We start from the raw sequence: 15,504 nt of genomic DNA, 5'->3' as shown, positions 1-15,504 counted from the left end.
CCGCACAGACACCCCAGATCGCGGCGGAAACGTCTCGGCCCCCACCGCGCCCGAATTCCGCGCCGCCCGCCGCGCCGAATCCCTCCGCTAACCCATCAGGACTTCGCACGTGAGCTACCCCACCCCACCCGTAGGCGGAGCCATCCGCCCCGAAGACGGTCCGCAGCCCGCCAGCCTCGCCGAGGTCGAGCTCGTAGAGCTCCCGGAGTTCGAGGAGATCCGGTGAGCGACCTGATCATCACCGCCGAGGAATACATCGCCGTCCTTCTCTCACAAGAAGGCAAGGGCGAAAAGAACGGCGCCAGCACCTACGGCATCTGGTACGGCGACCGCGTCAAGGACAGCGGATTCGACAAGGCCGCCTGGTGCGACGTGTTCACCGGCTGGGCCGCCTGGGAAGCCGGACGCAAGAAGGGCGGCCTGGACGCCGCCGAAGCCGCGCTCGCACAGGTCGGCTGCTTCGCCTGGACGCCATCCCACGCCCGATGGTTCGCCAGCAACGGCCGCCTCGGCAACACCGCCACCCGGGGCAGCATCGCCTTCGTCGACTACCAGCGCACCGACACCGTCGCGGGAGTCGACCACGTCGGCGTCGTCCTCGGCCGCGACAAGCAAGGCCGCGTCGTCACCATTGACGGCAACATCTCCAACAAGGTCACCGTCTGCGCCAGGTACGACAACGTCTTCGTCGGCTTCGGCTACCCACGCTGGGCCACCAAGGCGACCCCGGCACCGACCACGCCATCCAAGCCGACCAAGCCCGGCAGCACCCGGCCGAAGTTCCCGCTGGCGCCCGACCACTGGTTCGGCATCAAGTCCGACGACCCGCGCAACCACTCCGGCACCAACCCCGACGACCAGCTCAAGATCAAGCAGCTCCAGCAGCTGCTGAACACCGCCGGAGCCAAGCTCACCGTCGACGGCATCTACGGAGCCAAGACCAAGCAGGCCGTCATCGACTTCCAGACGAAGGCCGGAATCGTCGCGGACGGCGAAGCCGGAATCATCACCTGGGCGGCTCTCACCCTATGAGCGAGAAAATCCGGCTTCTTTTCTGTGGCACCTGCGGGACCGTCGATGAACTCCCCTTTTACGACGGTCCCGCCGAATACGACACCACACTCGAATACCTGATCTCCTCCCGGCACACCACCGAGAGCGGACAGACACACATCGCCGCCCTGCCGCTCGGGATCATCGCCAAGAGCGAGTGGGAAAACCCCACCTACCGCAAGGCCATTCTCGACGAGGCCAACAAGGTAATGGCAGCGGGCGGTAGCGACGGACTCGGCACGAAGTTCTACGACACCCGCAACACATTCTCGGCCGACGCCCACTCCTGCTGGAAATACCACGGCCGGACAAAGAACTGCGGCGATTACCGATCCGACCGCAAGAAGCTCATCCCCGACACCAAGGAATTGCGCAAGGAAGCCGGGCTATCGACCCGGCCAGTCTCCAACACCTTCCTGTGCGATTTCTGCCCCTACCACTCGATCGTCATGCAGCGCCAACGCGCCGCAGCTGGCACATACGACTACACCAACTAGGAACACGAACTTGAACGCCTCCGGCGCAACTGACCTCGGTCAGAGCGACCTCGGCACCGGCGACCACGGTCCCGTCGTCGCCAGAACCGCCTACGTCACCTACATCGACCACGACGGTCACGCCGTCACCACTTCCGACCGGCGCCTGCTCGACTCCAACGCCATCATCACCGAGCGCGACGTCACCCCAGAAGAGGTCCTGTCCTCCATGCACATCGGCATCGGCCGGATCCAAGCCCAGGAGATCGCCATGACAACCCATGCGATCATGATCCGCGCCGCCCAGGCCGCCGCCGAGCAGCAGCGCAACGCCCAGATCCTCGCCGCGACCGGCCTGAGGGGCTCCTGATGGAAGACGACGAGTGGATCCAAGAAGCCTGCTCCTGCGGCTGCGACGATCGAATCCAGCTGACCTTCAGCGAAGCTCTTCAGTACCTCAAGGACGGCGAGAAGCTGGCCCGCGAGGGCTGGAACGGCGTGAACATGTTCATCGTCCACCAGAACGGCTACCCGGACGGCATCGCCATCAACAAGAACACGGCCGAGGCCACAGGCCTCGCCGAGGGCACCGTCTGTGTCTTCAGGTCCTACCTCATGATGCGGACGGCGGACGGTTCGTTCGTCCCCTGGGTCGTCTCCCAGACCGACCTCCTGGAAGAGGACTGGTACGTCGTCGACTAGGTATCGATACCTCGCCGTAAATCAGATGCGTCGGATGATCGACGCCTGCTAAGTTTTACGTAGTCGCTAGTTCAGAGGCCAAGAACGCCGCTCTGCAAAAGCGGAAACGCGGGTTCGAATCCCGCCGACTATCCATGGTGAATGTGGTGTAATGGTTAGCACAAGGGAATGTGACTCCCTTTGAGGCGGTTCGATTCCGCTCGTTCACACTGCGGGTTAGAGGAGTTCGGAGTCCTCACGGGCCTCATAAGTCCGGGATCGCCGGTTCAAATCCGGCACCCGCAACCAAGCTAGCGTCGCCCAATTGGCTGGGAGGCTCATTGTCGATGAGATTGATGAGGGTTCAAGTCCCGTCGCTAGTGCGTCATCGTAGCTCAGATGGAAGAGCGGTCCCCTGAAAAGGGACAGGTCCGAGGTTCGATTCCTCGCGTTGGCACGCCGGGATAGCTCAACTGGATAGAGCAGCCGCCTTGTAAGCGGCAGGTTCGGGGTTCAAATCCCCGTCCCGGCTCCAAGCTGTAGTAACTCAATTGGTAGAGTGGCTGCCTTCCAAGCAGCATGTTGGGGGTTCGAATCCCCCCTACGGCTCCAAGCCGCCATGGACTCTGTTGGTTAGGGTCGCGAGACTTTCAATCTCGAAGGCGCGGGTTCGATTCCCGCTGGCGGTACTCCGATGTGCCCAATGGTAGAGGCGCCTGGCATGGGGTCAGGAAAATCGGGGTTCGAATCCCCGCGTCGGTACGTGTTCGACTTACTTGAGTAGGCTTATGACACCTTTAACTGATGCGCAGTAGGTAGAAATCGTGTCGAGGCCCCCTGAGGGGAAGCATTCTCAATAGGTTTCTGCGCCACAAAATTTGCCGACATAGCTCAGCTGGTTAGAGCAGCCGACTTTTAATCGCGCGGGTCCGGGGTTCGAGTCCCTGTGTCGGCACGCCGGTGTAGCCCAATTGGAAGAGGCACCTGACTTAGGATCGGGCCAGTCGGGGTTCGAGTCCTCGCACCGGCACGCAATGACCATTAGCTCAGCTGGCAGAGCAGCGGACTGTTAATCCGCCCATCCCTGGTTCGAGTCCAGGATGGTCAGCCATTCCCCGTTCGTCCAATCGGCAGGACGCCAGATTTTGGCTCTGGTAATGGAGGTTCGAACCCTCCATGGGGAGCCCGGCCGACGTAGCCCAACTGGCAGAGGTGCCCGACTCAAAATCGGGAGGTTCAGGGTTCAAGTCCCTGCGTCGGTACTGTATAGTTCGACTCACCTTTCTGTCCCTTGAGCCGGACAAAAGGTACAGCACGATGGCGATCACTGCGTTGGCGCCGTACGCCAGAAACACAAAAAGCCCCCTCTCCAGCCAATTGGCTGGAGAGGGGGCTTTTACATCTCAAGAAGTGCTGCTGCTTTTTGTCGGCCGTGAGATCACGGTGAAGGACGTGCGCCGCACCCAGCTAACCGAGCGGTGTCGATTACCTATCTTGTGTGGTACTCCAACTGGCCACAGATGGTAGGCAGTCCTGTCCGGATAGGCCTTGTCCATGTCCGTTTCCCTGAAGACTTGAGGGAAGGGATGCTTGGCCGGGTCGGCGTGGTCGTCGACCCGATATCGACCAGGGCTTGGACTGCCGAAGTACTCGACGACAGAGCCGATGGGAATCGGCTCGTCGCCGGGTTTGTAGTCAGTTTCCATGGCTAGTCCATCCAGTGGTCGAGGGTGTCGTCGTCGATCAGGCTGCTCACGTAGCGGGCCAGCATCTTCACATTGCTCATGATCGCTACTGGTACCGCTTCCACCCCGCCGTCCCAGAAGCAGGCGATGTGGTACTTCAGCCCTTCCTCTGCGTGCCGGTCGTACGCCGTGATGATGATGTCCACGTCGTCTCGCGCGGGCACCGTGAGCTGAGTGCCGTCCCTGAGTTCTTCCTTGGTGTACTTGACCTTCTCCATCTGGAGAGATGTTTCAAGATCCGTGAAATCCATTTCGATTCTCCTTTCCTTCAAGCGGCGGAAGTTCCAACCCATCCATGTCGGGCCTCCTAGACGAACTTACGCCAGTTGGTGTCGGTCGGAATTCCGGCCTTACGCAGGATCTCGGCGAGAGCGCGAATCTGCTCTTCACCCTTCGTGCTGAGATCCACCTGAACTCCCTTTTCGTTGGCCCATACCCACACCGACCCCGGATTCTTGATGCCCGCCAGCCACAGCAGTCCGGCAATCTGATCGATGTCGTCGCTGAGGGCTTCGATCAAGGCATTGCGAGTAAGCCGCTCAGCACCCTGACGGACCGATCGATCCCAGCCCATCTCACGGAGAGCCTGAAGGATCTCTTGGAACCTTGCGGGAGTGGTGACCCACACGGAGTCTTCGTCGGCATGAACATGCCCGTCTGGAAGATCATAAGTTAGTCGGGTCTCCTTTCCCCGATGAATGTACCCGGTGCTATCCAGGATGAAGTCAGCGTTTTTTGGAGCGTCGTTTTCGTCGTCCACCAAGCCGTCCCACTGGAATCGATGGATTTCCGGCTTTGGGTGGCGGCGGAGGCGTGAGAGATGGCGCCCCTGCACCGCACTTTGAAGCATGACCAGGTGCCCGTAGTAGACGGCGTCGTAGAGAGGGGTCTCCACTTCGTGCATCCTCGCCTTGTACCTCCGGGCTACCCTCCTGAGGGCATCCTGCTTCGAAAGCAGCTGCATCGGGTCCGCCGACAGCTTTTCGATGTGGGCGGCGAGGACCTTACCAATCTCTTCTGCTCGCTTTTCGGTGGTCACTTCGCTTGTCCTCCTAGTTTTTCGGCCAGGTACTGCTTCGCCTTGGAGAGGTGCGTGAAAGACTTCTCCCACTTGCCATCAGGACGCATGAGATGCCAGAAGTCATACAGATCGATCTCACGGCGGTGATCCCAGTACCAGGTGGGAACGTCCTTCCGGTCACCACGATTGATCAGACCTTCGTAGGCGAATTGAAAGCAGTACCAGACATCCCCATCCTCAGTGACGAGGTCATAGGCGGCAGGGTGCTTGGTCTTACGCTGTTTGATCTTCATGAGCTCCTCCTCCTGCTACGACCACATGAGTGTTGCGGTATTCCTCGCATGTATTCGATGGCCCTAGGGACCGCATCGACCCACCATACGAAGATGCTCGTGAGATAAAACCATAGGGCGACGAATGTCGGCGACATCTTGGTAAGGGGGTATGTGTCCCGTCGATGCTTTCGGCAGGTATCGCAGAGAGTTAACGGGTCTGCGGCTTGTAGCTTCTTCGAATCCACGAGGCTCAGGTGTGCGTGCCAAAACGCAATCGAGGTCCAGAGGACGACTAGCGCGACGATAACGGTGGTCGTGAGCATCTATTGACAGCCCTTTCCGGTGCTGATTCACTAGCATTCTGATTACTGATCACAGCGACGATATTCTGGAGTTATGCCAGAAAGCGCCGCGAATTTCTATCTCCGCAAGTCGATGGGGCACGACCCCATTCGAATCGAAACGGGAGCTTCCGGCTATTTCTCGGCCCCTGAGAAAACTCTTGACCCTCACCTCTTCAACGGTGACAGGCTCAAGGGTGACGTCCGGGTACACCTGGTTAGCACTCTCTTCGCCTTCATGGCAACCCGCTGGCACGCCCCTCATTCCTGGGCTCGCTGCTGGTTGGCCGGTTCGGGTATCACCTACCAATGGTCGGCCAGCCGTGGAAACGGTGACCTCGACGTTCTGCTCGGCGCCGATTGGGTTCAGCTGCGCAAGCTCAATCCGGTCTTCAGCGACATGGACAACGCCGACATCGCCACGGTGATCAACACCGAGCTGCGCGACCACCTGTGGCCGCAAACCGCGCTGACGCGTTTCCACGGCCAATCCTACGAGGTCACTTACTACCTCAACCAGAACTCCACTGACATCCGAACAATCCACCCGTACGCCGCGTACGACCTGATCTCTGACACCTGGACCGTTCGGCCGCCGAAGTTGCCGCACGACCCGGCCAAGCTCTACCCGGCCGACTGGCGATCCCAGATCGTCCGCGAGCAGCGCTTCGCCCAGGACGTCGTCGACCGCTACAACACTGCCGCGACTCAGGCCAGCCGAGCCGTCCCCGGCTCCGGCGCCTGGACCAACGCCTTGTCGATCGCCAAGCTCGCCGTCGCCCAGGCCGAGAGCCTGTACGAGGGTATCCATCTCGGCCGCCGCAACGCCTTCGCCGAGGGCGGCCAGGGCTACGGCGACTGGCACAACTACAGGTGGCAGAGCCACAAGGCCAACGGCGTCGTCGGCGCACTCCAGAAGATCACCAAAATCGGCGCCGACGCGAACGCCATGTACCAGCGCAACGTCTACGGCCACATCCTCCCGGACGCCGCCGCTTCACGGATTTCGGCCCAACTCACACACGGAGCAACCACATGAGCCGACACATCGCGCTCGTCCTCGACGGCATCCTCCGGGACACCCTCACTGGCTTGCCCGACGACGACGGCAAGGCCCTCTACAACGCCCTCGTCAACAACTACCGGGTCACCATCCTTGCCGACCACGACAAGAGTTTCACGACTAGTTGGCTGACTCGTGAAGGCTTCCACCGCCACGCGAACGTCACCTACAACCCCACGCCGGACATTGACCGGCTTCAGCAGATCCGCACCTTGCGCGCTACCGGAGCCCTCGACCTCGTCGTCATCGGGGATCCCAGCTTGGCCCATCCGCTGTTCAGCATCGGCCAATCCCACCTGCTGTGGATCAACCCCCGCGCCTACACACCCCTCCCCCCAGCACCTCAGTGGGCCGAGCTCGTCGCGGCGATCGAAGCCGATCACGACCGTGCGCTTGCCCATTTGCCAGACGAGATCGAGGACTCGTGAGTATCCAGTTCAGCAATATCTCTGCCGCGATCAACCAAAGCAGCGGCAGCCGCACCGGCATGTTCGACGTGTTGGCCCGCGTCGTCGACACCACCATTCAGAACCGCCAGCGGAACACCGAGTTCGAACGGCGCAACGCCGAGTGGGACCGCCGCCACAAGGTTGCCACCGATACACAGCTCGGTAAGGAGATCGCCCGGCACGACCGCCAGAAGGCCATCACCGACTACCGCAACGACTCCCGCTACAACGCCAACCGCCGAGAGGCGGTAGCCCGGACTGACGAGCGTATCAACGAAGCCACCAGGGCCTCGAAGGTGAAGCTGGCTCTACACAGAGACATGTCCGATGTCGACGAGGCGGCCAAGAAGCGGATCGGCGACGACGCGGCCTCGGCCGCCGGTAAGGCGGCGTACGCCAAAGAGGAAGGCGCCGCGCGAGGAAAGGTCGTCGGCGAGAACTACCGCCGGAGCAACCTGACGGCCTGGGACAACCAGGATCGTCAGCGAGAGGTCGACACACACCAGCAGAGCATGCGCCTGGCGGACGAAGCCAACCGGCAGAAGATTAGGCACCACTGGGATCGGGTCGACTCCGGCATGAGCGTACCCAAGCCGGGCGCCCACCTCCCCGACTGGTACGACTCGCCATACGGCCAGCCGTACAACCCACCGGCCGCCGCCCCCAAGGCGCCAGCCAGCCGAGCTCGTGCGGGCAATGTCGCCACGCCAGCCTCCGTTCCTCAGACAGCCGCACCAGCCCCCACACCAGCCAGAACACCCAAGAAAACCCCACCAGCAAGTGGTATCGCGGGCGCGATGGCCTTCCTCACCGACCCCTCCAACTACACCGATACGCCCGCAGCCACTCCGCCAGCCGCACCAGCGACGACCAAGGCCGCACCTGCGCGGGCCCAGCGGAAGCCCTCGGTCGCCAAGGCCGCGCCGTCCGCCTCGCCTCCGCCTGTCGCCGCCTCGGCCGCGCCAGCCGCCACCCCAGCAGCTGTACAGGCACCACAGGTCAATCAGCCTGCTGCCGCGAAGAGCGCCAGCCCGGCGCCTGCGCCACAGGGACGTGCAGGGAACATCCGTCCACTCCCCCGAGCCACCGACTCGCCACGTGGCGTCTACGTCCCCGCGTCAGAGAACCACGAACACGTTTCCGCGCGGGCGTCTTGGGACAAGCGCTCCGTCGCCCAGCGCAGCATGGACCGTCTGCCAGGCGAGCGCATCCCGACCCGCGAGGAAGATTCGGCCCGGATCAAGCAGCGCCGAGGCACTACTCCGTGACCGACCTGTACTACAGCGGCACCGAACTCAACGCGTGGCGCACTCTCTTGACTGACCAGGGAGTGCGCCACCAGGCGCTCAGCTACCTCGGCCTGGCCCGCCGCGTCACCTTCAAGAAGCCCTGGCTGGTTGCTGACAAATACTCGGCCGAAACCATGGTCCTGCTCGACTCCGGCGGCTACACCATCCGGAAGAACCCCGACGCCTACACCGAGCAGCAGGTCCTCGACCTCGCCATCGGCTACACCGACTTCGTCACCAAGAACGTCGGCGACCTACAGATCGTCGTCGATTTCGACGTTCCTTCCGTGCCTCAAACCAGCGCCAACCTCCGTCAGATCGCCGGGGACCGGTTCATGCCGGTGTGGCATCCCGAAGACGGCCTGGACAAGCTCTACGAGCTCGCCGAGCAGCATCAGCGTGTCGGCGTCACCGCGACGGTCGTCAATGGCCAGGACATCACGCACAGGCTGCGCACCCTCGCCGCCCACACACAGCTTCACGGCCTGGCCATGACCAAGCCGACGACGATCGCCGCGCTCCCCTGGTCGTCGATCTCCTCGACCAGCTGGCTAAGCCCCAGCCAGTACGGAGACACGATCGTGTGGGCCGCCGGAGAGTTGAAGCGCTACCCCCGCAAGTACAAGGACCAGGCCCGAACCCGCCATCGCGCCCTCTTCCTCGACCTCGGCCTCGACCCAGAGCTCATCAACGCCGACGACACGACCGAGGTCCTCAAGCTCTCCATCTGGAGCTGGACCCAATACATGAACAGCATCAACGGTGTATCAAATACACCCCCGAAAAGCCCGCAACGCGCTAACACGGAAAACGCCTCTGAGTCGTTTGATACGACGGCGCCGGAACACGGAAATGTCGTCGCTCTCAAGCGTCGCGAGAAGACCCGTCTGCTCCCCGGAATCGGCGTCGAAACACGGGAAATCTCGACATTCGACGAGGACGGCAACAAGACCTTCCAGCCGCTTCCGCTCATCTCCAACCGAGCGGAATCGCAACGCCAGTGCGACACCTGCTTCCTGCGCGAGAAGTGCCCCGAGTACGAGCCGGACAGCACATGCGCTTTCGACCTCCCGGTGTCGGCGCGCACCAAGGAACAGCTCACGCGGATCCAGGACGTCCTTATCGAAATACAGACCCAGCGTGTCCTCTACGGCCGATTCACCGAAGAAGTCGCAGGTGGCGGATACCCCGACCCGAACGTGAGCGCGGAGATCGACCGGCTCCAGCGAATGCTCAAGGCCCGCAGCACCTTCAAGATCACCATCGAGGGCGATATGCCGAGCGCCACGGCCGAGGCAGGCTACTTCAGCCGTATGTTCGGCGAGAAGGCCGCCGCCGCCACCCGCGCGATCGAACCCGTCCGCGACGAGGACGTGGCCGCACAGCTCGGTATCGTCGACGGCGAAGTGGTCGGCGAGGATATCAAATACGCCGCCTGAAATTCCGCGCGGAAAGACTCCGAAACACAAAAAGGCCCACTGTCCGTCCTTGCCGAAACAAGGGTCAGACAGTGGGCCTTTTTGCGTCTCAGATCGCTAAAGCCGCCTTAACAGCCTTCATCTGTACTGCTTTCCTTTACTGCACGTTTCGTGTAGATGGATGCTTCCCATTTGCGGTAGCACTCTGGACAGCCTTGCGGGCCACAGCCGTGGACTTCATCATCCGGTTCCACGGCTGGCTCACCTTCTTCCTTGTCCACTTCTCCCCTAAGCCGCGATCGGCAGAATCGGCGTGACCCAGATCTGCTGCGCCATCGCCTCGGCCGCCGCTTCGAACGGCCTCATGTCGTAACCCATCAGCGTCTTGAAGTCGTCGTGACCGACGATCTTCATAATCAGCGCCGGGTCAACCCCCTGGAAGAACAAGTCGCTGATCCGCGTCCGCCGAATATCGTGAGGCGTCATGTAGATGCCCAGACGCCTGCTGCGCTTCGACACGATATCCCAGGTCGTCTGACCCGTGAATGCCAAAGCGCGGCCTCTGGAGAGCTCCACGGCACCGTGGTAGGTCACCTGCGGGAACAATGCCCCAGGCATGTCCCCGCGCAATTCCAGCCACGTGCCGACGTACTCCATAGCGGTCGGATGGAGACGAACCTCACGCTCCTTGCCGCCCTTGCCATTAATCAGCAAGTGGCCGGTCGCAGGGTCGTAGTCGTCGAGCTCGATACCGGCGCCCTCGGCTGCTCGCGCCCCTGTCGCGTACAGCAGAGAGACCAGAGCGAGATCTCGCACAGCCTTCCGGCGCTTTTCAGCGAGGAACGACCCCAGCAGCAGCGCCATCTCCTCGACCGGCACGTAACGGCCGACCGGGAGCTTCTTGACCGGGAGGCTCTTGACCTCACGGGCCGCCGAGATCACCGCGACCTGAGGCGACTTCGGATTGAGAAGCGTGACTTGTTTCAAAACTCCTCTCAGTGCCGACAGGTACTTGTTCACCGTCGAGGGACTCAGGCCGAGCTCGATCAGACGAGCCCGCACCGCCGTGGTCTCCTGGTAACCCAGATCAGCCCACGGGAAGTCATCGATCGTGTACACGACCGGCTGGCCATCGGAGAAGATCCGCACCAGCGCCTCAAGACACCCCTCCATGGTCCGCCTGGACTGGTAGGTGTTCAGGTTGGCGAGGTACAGCCGCGCCGGACTCGCGGTGATCCTGATCCCGGGTTCCGTCACAACGGCAAGGTCGCTCATCAGAAGCCTCCTCAGCATCTGTGAAAAACCAAGCGCCCCCTGACCATATATGGTCAGGGGGCGCTCAGGGTATGTCCCTTAGATCACGATTGCTACGGCTCGACCAGCCACGGCCTCGTGATCGCGATGGTCGAGGCGCCGACCGAGGCAGGTAACTGCTGGAGCGCCTCGTCCTTGATGTTGACCCACCTGAGGCCCTGGTCGCTGAGCCGCTGGAGATGCACCAGCAGCAGCCAGGCGCTCCGCGTGAAGTGGTTCTTGATCGCGTGCCTCGACTCCACCAGCGTCACGTCGTTGCCCTCTCGCTCGCGGTCGAGCTGCCGCAGAGTCGAGATCGAGACACCCAGCGAATGGAGGATGCGCCCCACTAATGAGTGAGGCCGTGAGTTGTCTACGTAGCGAGCACTCAAGGCGCCAGGCGGCCGGAAGTCCGTCCGTTCCGGCGCATCCTCGACAAGCTGGTTCAGCACCCGGCGTACGTCATCAGCAGTCTTCGGCGCTTGCCGCGCACTAGGCGCCGACACGAGAAACCTCATGGATCTCGACATGCGCCGGATCCGTACGCACCTTCTGCCAGAAGGCTCCCAGGGCGTCGTCAGGATTGTCGCCGAGCATCCACAGATGACTCACCTTCGGATGCCCGCACGCGAACTGACCGCCCTGTTTGAAGGAGAAGGCGATCTGGAAGACATCCTGGTCGCTAGGGAAAGCACCGTCCGTGACCGGCTGCCACGCCACGAGCCGAGCCGAGTTTGGAGTTTCGTCCGACTGATCCCAGAACGTCGAGGGGACTTTCGATTCCTTGGCCTCGATGGTCTGGCGGCGAACTCCATGAGCTTTCTCTCGGCCGTCGATGAGAACGTAGGTGACCTTGAACTGTTGCACCGGATCCGACTTGACCTTTGCCAGGTCCTCGCGCCAGATCTCCGGCACAAAGTCCGACAGGATGACGAACGGCGCATGCCCCTCGTCGATATCCCTGAGGTCCCCCAGGACCTCATAGCCGTACCCGTTGGCTGCCAGCCACGACTTGGCGAGCAGCACATTGGCCCAGTTGTTCTCGACCCAGAAGGCCGTCTCCCAATGCGCCTGCGGCTCCTCCCCCTCAGCCATCACGACCTCGAAGCGACCATCTTCGATCTGATCAGCCCACGTGTCCTCGTAACTCGTCGCCCACAGTGTGGACTGCATGGTCAGGAGTTCGAAGTCCCGGCTGGACATGACCACGGGGACGACGACGTCCTTATCGTGGGTCGGATTATCTTTCGGATCGGTCACCGAAACTACCTTTCTACTCATTCTGCGTTGAGATCTTCTAATGTCAGGCCGTCTGGGTTGTCCAGTACGAAAGTCCTTCTAGAGCCCTTGATGGGTAGACCCTCCGGCCCCTTGATGTAAGGCCAGATCAGTGTCGGCTCCTGAATCTTCTGGTTTTCGCGCGGTTTGCGCCAGTGCAGGCTGACCGGCCAGCGCGATTTCCAGTCGACGTGGCGTTTGCCCTCTGTTCGTGGACCCTTCGCAGGCATCTTTTGTCGAAGCTTGAGAATCTGTACGGGGCGTTCGGATTCCGTCACGCCGATTCGTGCTGCCCGCCGTCGCATGTGACGCGGCAGCACTTCCTCTTCAGTGCTGGTGATCGGCTGCTTTCCAAGCGCCCAGATGGCTGCTGCCAGGCGCTGAGTGAAGGCCATGTCGGACTCCCTCAGCTCCTCGATAGTCAAATTGTGGCTTAGCTCAGAAAGACGCTTCCCGAACGCAGTCCCGGTCGGCGTACCGAACGACCAGACGGTTGTGGACACGCTCTGAAGACCATCCGCGTACTCATCAACCGGAGTATTCGCGCCAGGAACCGAATCCAGAATCGCCTCAACGGCCGACCTTCTCGCATAGGTCGTGAGCACCATGGAAGGGCCACAGTCGGTCGCGGCGGTAATCAGGTGATCACCGTTGATGTAAGACCAGGACATCGCCTCAAGGGGGATTGTTCCTCGAACAGGAACCTCCTTCTCGACGTCCATGACGATGATGTCGCGCCCGATCAGCGGATCAGCGAACCAGGCGAACCCGTACGGGAAGAGTGGCATCTGCCTGTTCAGTACTTGATCGGGCATAGATCCCGCAGCCAGATCAAGAAGCTGGCACACGTCATCATCGATGACTACCAGCTGAGCCAGCGACAAATGCTGGAGATAAGCCTTCGCCAGCCTTTCGGCAGCCTCGTACGCCTCCCGCATGATGTAGACCTTGCCACCCTTGGTGACGAATTCCCCCGTCTGAGACATCATGTCCAAGACGCCATCTCTGGAGCCGTACTGCACAATCAGTTCATGCCGCGCTTCGGCAGCTGCCAGCGCTAAATCACGCACAATGCCTCCCTTCGAAATTCCGGCTGAATCCCTCTACTGTGTCCCGGGACCGAAGCCCCGGGAGTGGTACAGGCGATCAGACGTCAGCGGGAATGTAGCTGAACATGATGGGCTTGCCGTTCGGGTCGGCCATCTCCTTGTGCTGGCCGCCGACCAGACCCATCAGATAGAAGTCCCGGGTGCCGACCGGGTGGTCGCCGACCGGCTCGCGCCCCTCGAAGGTGCACAGAATCGGCAGGACGTCGGGTCCGGGGAACAGCGCCATGTACGTCCACCGAGGGACGTCGTGCTCATCGCGTACGCCGTCGTAGATGTCGTTCATGGTCTCGACGTAATCCTCGACGAGCTTGTACCAGGTGAGCACCTCACAGACCTTGTCGGTGGTCCGCATGATCAGTGGCTCTTTGTCGTCGCGAGGGAAGCTGGCGTGATTGTGATGCATGTCAGTTCTCCTTGAGGTTGGTGACCAACGCGTCGGCGACGGCGGGCCAGTAGAGCCGGGTTTTCGGCGCCAGCAGAGGCAGGATCCGGGAAGCCAGCCGAACCTCTTCGATGTCCTGAGACTTCTCAGCGACCTCCATCAGCCGAAGCTCCAGGTTGTCCACCACATCCTGCGCGAGCAGAGTCGGCTTGACGTCGGCAGGCCGTTCTGCCTTGGCGGCCTGGAGCTCTTCCCGCCACAGGCCGAGGGCGAACGCCGTGACGAGGTTGACCAGGTACAAGGTCTCCATCGTGCGGAATTCTCCGGCGTTCTCGTCCTGCCGTAACGGGACGATCGGCTGCTGCATGGCGCCGTGGATGGTGAACAGCAGTTTGCCTCCACGATGAACGACGAGGCGCTGATGCACGTCGAGCTCGAAGCTGTGCGTCGAGTCCACACTGTTGTCTGTTACGACCCTGACGTTGATCCACTCAGTCAATTGGTTAGTCCTCCTTGTACTCGAACTTGATGCGAAACACATCGGTTCCCTTGTAGACGTGGTCCGGGTAACCATCAGCGCACTTCTTCAGGTGGCCCTTGTAGGTTCGGGCGCCGCATTTGCAGCCAATCATTCAGACACCTCCCAATTTCCTCGGCTCCGATTCACGAGCGTCCACAGATCTTCCATGGTCAGCTCGTATATCGTGTCGTCGCCCGGCTTTCCGTCGAGGGAGTGGATGAGGTTCTTGTCGAGGGCACCGCTCTCGGACATCTCCGCTCGTCGTTGGAGGAACAGCTCGACCCTGTCGGCGGCCTCGTCGTCGGCGATCTCCCCGAGATCGTTTAGGGGAGCGGTCTCCCACTCCCCGTACACCGTGGCGATGGTTTTGCGGCGCCGGAGAATGAGCCCCTGGCCCTTACGGCCCTTACGGGCCCAAACAGCTTGAGCTCCGCTCTCGCCGGACTCCAGGAGTTGCAGCCGGTCATGGCCTCTCTTCTTGTAGACGAACACGTACTCGTGTCCATCCTCAACGCTGCTGTCCGGCATGGTGCTGAGAATTTCAGCCAAAGCGTGGGAGCCAGGGCTCAGATCATCGGTCATCGATTCCTCAGTCTCTTTGTCTTCTTGACGAGTGGGGGAATCTCGGCGTCGGTCCACCGCTTTTCCTCGCTCGGATCATAGTGCTCAGGGTTATTCGGGTGAGGCGATTTATAACAGATCAGATAGCCGCCTTCAGGATTCTCAGCGATCGTCTTGCACTTGTCGTGGGTACTCACGTCGGATCGTCCGATCGGATCTTGCTCCATAGATACGCGAGCTCGTCGTTGAGGTAGCGCTCGTCAGCATGTCGCACCGGCCAGCCCTCTGAGTCCTGAGCCAGTACTTTCAGACGTCGTTTATCGTCGTCCTCCAGCAATGTCCTTACCTGCCACACGCCGTACCCGCCTTCGGGAAGGGCGATAATGGCGTCAGGATCAGGGTTGGGATCGAGGTAGTGCTTCTCCACCGCATCGCGAAGGGTCCGAGCCAAGCCACCGTCGCTACGAAGAATGGGAATACGTTCCTTCAGGATCGCGACGAAGTCGTGGGCGTAGTCGTCGGCGTCCTTTCTCAGGTCCTTACCCATGTA

The 15,504-nt window shown here is 61.4% G+C and carries 20 protein-coding genes and 14 tRNA genes; 22 read left to right on the top strand and 12 right to left on the bottom strand.

What is annotated here, in order from left to right; translation table 11 throughout:
• Window positions 1–222: 222 nt before the first annotated feature.
• From FDA94_RS28965 to FDA94_RS28880, 18 genes are all read left to right on the top strand, one after another.
• A complete protein-coding gene (locus tag FDA94_RS28965; protein WP_170991167.1) occupies window positions 223–1,032 on the top strand; it encodes a C40 family peptidase in 810 nt (269 codons plus the stop codon).
• On the top strand, window positions 1,029–1,550 hold the full coding sequence (locus FDA94_RS28960; RefSeq protein WP_137250235.1) for a hypothetical protein: 522 nt from the start codon (window positions 1,029–1,031) through the stop codon (window positions 1,548–1,550). The genes FDA94_RS28965 and FDA94_RS28960 overlap by 4 nt, the downstream gene beginning before the upstream one ends.
• A 10-nt stretch (window positions 1,551–1,560) precedes the next feature.
• Window positions 1,561–1,899 carry a hypothetical protein gene (locus FDA94_RS28955; RefSeq protein WP_137250234.1) on the top strand — a complete coding sequence of 113 codons (339 nt, stop codon included), beginning with the start codon at window positions 1,561–1,563 and terminating at the stop codon, window positions 1,897–1,899.
• Window positions 1,899–2,231: a DUF2829 domain-containing protein gene (locus FDA94_RS28950; RefSeq protein WP_212735557.1), complete on the top strand. Its 333-nt coding sequence runs from the start codon at window positions 1,899–1,901 to the stop codon at window positions 2,229–2,231. Before FDA94_RS28955 ends, FDA94_RS28950 begins: the two co-directional genes overlap by 1 nt.
• Before the next feature lie 60 nt (window positions 2,232–2,291).
• A tRNA-Cys gene (locus FDA94_RS28945) sits at window positions 2,292–2,366 on the top strand.
• A 2-nt stretch (window positions 2,367–2,368) separates the two neighbouring features.
• Window positions 2,369–2,440, top strand: a tRNA-His gene (locus tag FDA94_RS28940).
• 1 nt (window position 2,441) lies between these two features.
• Window positions 2,442–2,519: transfer RNA gene (locus FDA94_RS28935), tRNA-Met, on the top strand.
• A 1-nt stretch (window position 2,520) separates the two neighbouring features.
• Window positions 2,521–2,593 (top strand) — tRNA-Asp (locus tag FDA94_RS28930).
• A gap of 1 nt (window position 2,594) precedes the next feature.
• A tRNA-Phe gene (locus FDA94_RS28925) sits at window positions 2,595–2,667 on the top strand.
• A 1-nt stretch (window position 2,668) separates the two neighbouring features.
• Window positions 2,669–2,745 (top strand) — tRNA-Thr (locus FDA94_RS28920).
• 1 nt (window position 2,746) lies between these two features.
• Window positions 2,747–2,822: transfer RNA gene (locus FDA94_RS28915), tRNA-Gly, on the top strand.
• A 1-nt stretch (window position 2,823) separates the two neighbouring features.
• Window positions 2,824–2,899, top strand: a tRNA-Glu gene (locus FDA94_RS28910).
• 2 nt (window positions 2,900–2,901) lie between these two features.
• Window positions 2,902–2,972 (top strand) — tRNA-Pro (locus FDA94_RS28905).
• Between the two features lie 118 nt (window positions 2,973–3,090).
• Window positions 3,091–3,165: transfer RNA gene (locus FDA94_RS28900), tRNA-Lys, on the top strand.
• A gap of 1 nt (window position 3,166) precedes the next feature.
• Window positions 3,167–3,240, top strand: a tRNA-Leu gene (locus tag FDA94_RS28895).
• A 5-nt stretch (window positions 3,241–3,245) separates the two neighbouring features.
• A tRNA-Asn gene (locus FDA94_RS28890) sits at window positions 3,246–3,321 on the top strand.
• A 1-nt stretch (window position 3,322) separates the two neighbouring features.
• Window positions 3,323–3,394 (top strand) — tRNA-Gln (locus FDA94_RS28885).
• A 4-nt stretch (window positions 3,395–3,398) separates the two neighbouring features.
• Window positions 3,399–3,472 (top strand) — tRNA-Leu (locus FDA94_RS28880).
• Between the two features lie 141 nt (window positions 3,473–3,613).
• Here the strand turns inward: FDA94_RS28880 and FDA94_RS28875 are convergent.
• From FDA94_RS28875 to FDA94_RS28860, 4 genes are read right to left on the bottom strand one after another with little or no spacing between them, the layout of a single operon-like run.
• Window positions 3,614–3,916: a hypothetical protein gene (locus tag FDA94_RS28875; RefSeq protein WP_137250233.1), complete on the bottom strand. Its 303-nt coding sequence runs from the start codon at window positions 3,914–3,916 to the stop codon at window positions 3,614–3,616.
• A gap of 2 nt (window positions 3,917–3,918) precedes the next feature.
• Window positions 3,919–4,248: a hypothetical protein gene (locus FDA94_RS28870; RefSeq protein WP_137250232.1), complete on the bottom strand. Its 330-nt coding sequence runs from the start codon at window positions 4,246–4,248 to the stop codon at window positions 3,919–3,921.
• Window positions 4,249–4,262: 14 nt separating this feature from the next.
• Window positions 4,263–4,994, bottom strand: coding sequence for a hypothetical protein (locus FDA94_RS28865; RefSeq protein WP_137250231.1), 732 nt, complete (start codon window positions 4,992–4,994; stop codon window positions 4,263–4,265).
• On the bottom strand, window positions 4,991–5,269 hold the full coding sequence (locus tag FDA94_RS28860) for a hypothetical protein (protein WP_137250230.1): 279 nt from the start codon (window positions 5,267–5,269) through the stop codon (window positions 4,991–4,993). The genes FDA94_RS28865 and FDA94_RS28860 overlap by 4 nt, the downstream gene beginning before the upstream one ends.
• A gap of 378 nt (window positions 5,270–5,647) precedes the next feature.
• On the opposite strand from FDA94_RS28860, the gene FDA94_RS28855 reads away from it, so the two are divergent.
• Genes FDA94_RS28855 through FDA94_RS28840 form a run of 4 tightly spaced genes read left to right on the top strand, consistent with a single transcriptional unit; the run spans window position 5,648 to window position 9,832 of the window.
• Window positions 5,648–6,631, top strand: a complete 984-nt coding sequence (locus FDA94_RS28855) for a hypothetical protein (protein WP_137250229.1) — start codon at window positions 5,648–5,650, stop codon at window positions 6,629–6,631.
• The gene (locus FDA94_RS28850) at window positions 6,628–7,083 is read left to right on the top strand and encodes a hypothetical protein (protein WP_137250228.1); all 456 of its coding nucleotides are present in this window, start codon (window positions 6,628–6,630) and stop codon (window positions 7,081–7,083) included. Before FDA94_RS28855 ends, FDA94_RS28850 begins: the two co-directional genes overlap by 4 nt.
• Window positions 7,080–8,372, top strand: coding sequence for a hypothetical protein (locus tag FDA94_RS28845; protein WP_137250227.1), 1,293 nt, complete (start codon window positions 7,080–7,082; stop codon window positions 8,370–8,372). The genes FDA94_RS28850 and FDA94_RS28845 overlap by 4 nt, the downstream gene beginning before the upstream one ends.
• The gene (locus tag FDA94_RS28840) at window positions 8,369–9,832 is read left to right on the top strand and encodes a hypothetical protein (RefSeq protein ID WP_137250226.1); all 1,464 of its coding nucleotides are present in this window, start codon (window positions 8,369–8,371) and stop codon (window positions 9,830–9,832) included. The genes FDA94_RS28845 and FDA94_RS28840 overlap by 4 nt, the downstream gene beginning before the upstream one ends.
• Window positions 9,833–10,099: 267 nt before the next feature.
• Here the strand turns inward: FDA94_RS28840 and FDA94_RS28835 are convergent, their stop codons facing one another.
• From FDA94_RS28835 to FDA94_RS28800, 8 genes are all read right to left on the bottom strand, one after another.
• On the bottom strand, window positions 10,100–11,086 hold the full coding sequence (locus tag FDA94_RS28835; protein WP_170991166.1) for a tyrosine-type recombinase/integrase: 987 nt from the start codon (window positions 11,084–11,086) through the stop codon (window positions 10,100–10,102).
• Between the two features lie 92 nt (window positions 11,087–11,178).
• Complete coding sequence (locus FDA94_RS28830) at window positions 11,179–11,454, bottom strand: hypothetical protein (protein WP_137250224.1); 276 nt, start codon at window positions 11,452–11,454, stop codon at window positions 11,179–11,181.
• Between the two features lie 142 nt (window positions 11,455–11,596).
• Window positions 11,597–12,364 carry a hypothetical protein gene (locus tag FDA94_RS28825; RefSeq protein WP_137250223.1) on the bottom strand — a complete coding sequence of 256 codons (768 nt, stop codon included), beginning with the start codon at window positions 12,362–12,364 and terminating at the stop codon, window positions 11,597–11,599.
• Between the two features lie 17 nt (window positions 12,365–12,381).
• On the bottom strand, window positions 12,382–13,452 hold the full coding sequence (locus FDA94_RS28820) for a hypothetical protein (protein ID WP_137250222.1): 1,071 nt from the start codon (window positions 13,450–13,452) through the stop codon (window positions 12,382–12,384).
• Between the two features lie 76 nt (window positions 13,453–13,528).
• Window positions 13,529–13,894: a hypothetical protein gene (locus tag FDA94_RS28815; RefSeq protein WP_137250221.1), complete on the bottom strand. Its 366-nt coding sequence runs from the start codon at window positions 13,892–13,894 to the stop codon at window positions 13,529–13,531.
• A gap of 1 nt (window position 13,895) precedes the next feature.
• Window positions 13,896–14,372 (bottom strand): hypothetical protein, encoded by a 477-nt coding sequence (locus FDA94_RS28810; RefSeq protein ID WP_137250220.1) that lies wholly within the window; start codon window positions 14,370–14,372, stop codon window positions 13,896–13,898.
• Between the two features lie 129 nt (window positions 14,373–14,501).
• The gene (locus FDA94_RS28805; RefSeq protein ID WP_137250219.1) at window positions 14,502–14,975 is read right to left on the bottom strand and encodes a hypothetical protein; all 474 of its coding nucleotides are present in this window, start codon (window positions 14,973–14,975) and stop codon (window positions 14,502–14,504) included.
• Window positions 14,976–15,147: 172 nt separating this feature from the next.
• Window positions 15,148–15,501, bottom strand: a complete 354-nt coding sequence (locus FDA94_RS28800; RefSeq protein WP_137250218.1) for a hypothetical protein — start codon at window positions 15,499–15,501, stop codon at window positions 15,148–15,150.
• Window positions 15,502–15,504: the final 3 nt, after the last annotated feature.

This window comes from Herbidospora galbida, assembly GCF_005233835.1.
In the GTDB taxonomy this organism is placed as follows: Bacteria; Actinomycetota; Actinomycetes; order Streptosporangiales; family Streptosporangiaceae; genus Herbidospora; species Herbidospora galbida.
The sequence above is the reverse complement of the archived record's forward strand: the minus strand, read 5'-3'. Positions and strand labels throughout refer to the sequence as shown.

Coding starts and splice junctions, on each gene's coding strand:
- FDA94_RS28870 (WP_137250232.1), bottom strand. CDS start 4,248: ATGGGTTGGAACTTCCGCCGCTTGAAGGAAAGGAGAATCGAAATGGAT.
- FDA94_RS28950 (WP_212735557.1), top strand. CDS start 1,899: ATGGAAGACGACGAGTGGATCCAAGAAGCCTGCTCCTGCGGCTGCGAC.
- FDA94_RS28800 (WP_137250218.1), bottom strand. CDS start 15,501: ATGGGTAAGGACCTGAGAAAGGACGCCGACGACTACGCCCACGACTTC.
- FDA94_RS28855 (WP_137250229.1), top strand. CDS start 5,648: ATGCCAGAAAGCGCCGCGAATTTCTATCTCCGCAAGTCGATGGGGCAC.
- FDA94_RS28875 (WP_137250233.1), bottom strand. CDS start 3,916: ATGGAAACTGACTACAAACCCGGCGACGAGCCGATTCCCATCGGCTCT.
- FDA94_RS28835 (WP_170991166.1), bottom strand. CDS start 11,086: ATGAGCGACCTTGCCGTTGTGACGGAACCCGGGATCAGGATCACCGCG.
- FDA94_RS28815 (WP_137250221.1), bottom strand. CDS start 13,894: ATGCATCACAATCACGCCAGCTTCCCTCGCGACGACAAAGAGCCACTG.
- FDA94_RS28850 (WP_137250228.1), top strand. CDS start 6,628: ATGAGCCGACACATCGCGCTCGTCCTCGACGGCATCCTCCGGGACACC.
- FDA94_RS28805 (WP_137250219.1), bottom strand. CDS start 14,975: ATGACCGATGATCTGAGCCCTGGCTCCCACGCTTTGGCTGAAATTCTC.
- FDA94_RS28960 (WP_137250235.1), top strand. CDS start 1,029: ATGAGCGAGAAAATCCGGCTTCTTTTCTGTGGCACCTGCGGGACCGTC.
- FDA94_RS28860 (WP_137250230.1), bottom strand. CDS start 5,269: ATGAAGATCAAACAGCGTAAGACCAAGCACCCTGCCGCCTATGACCTC.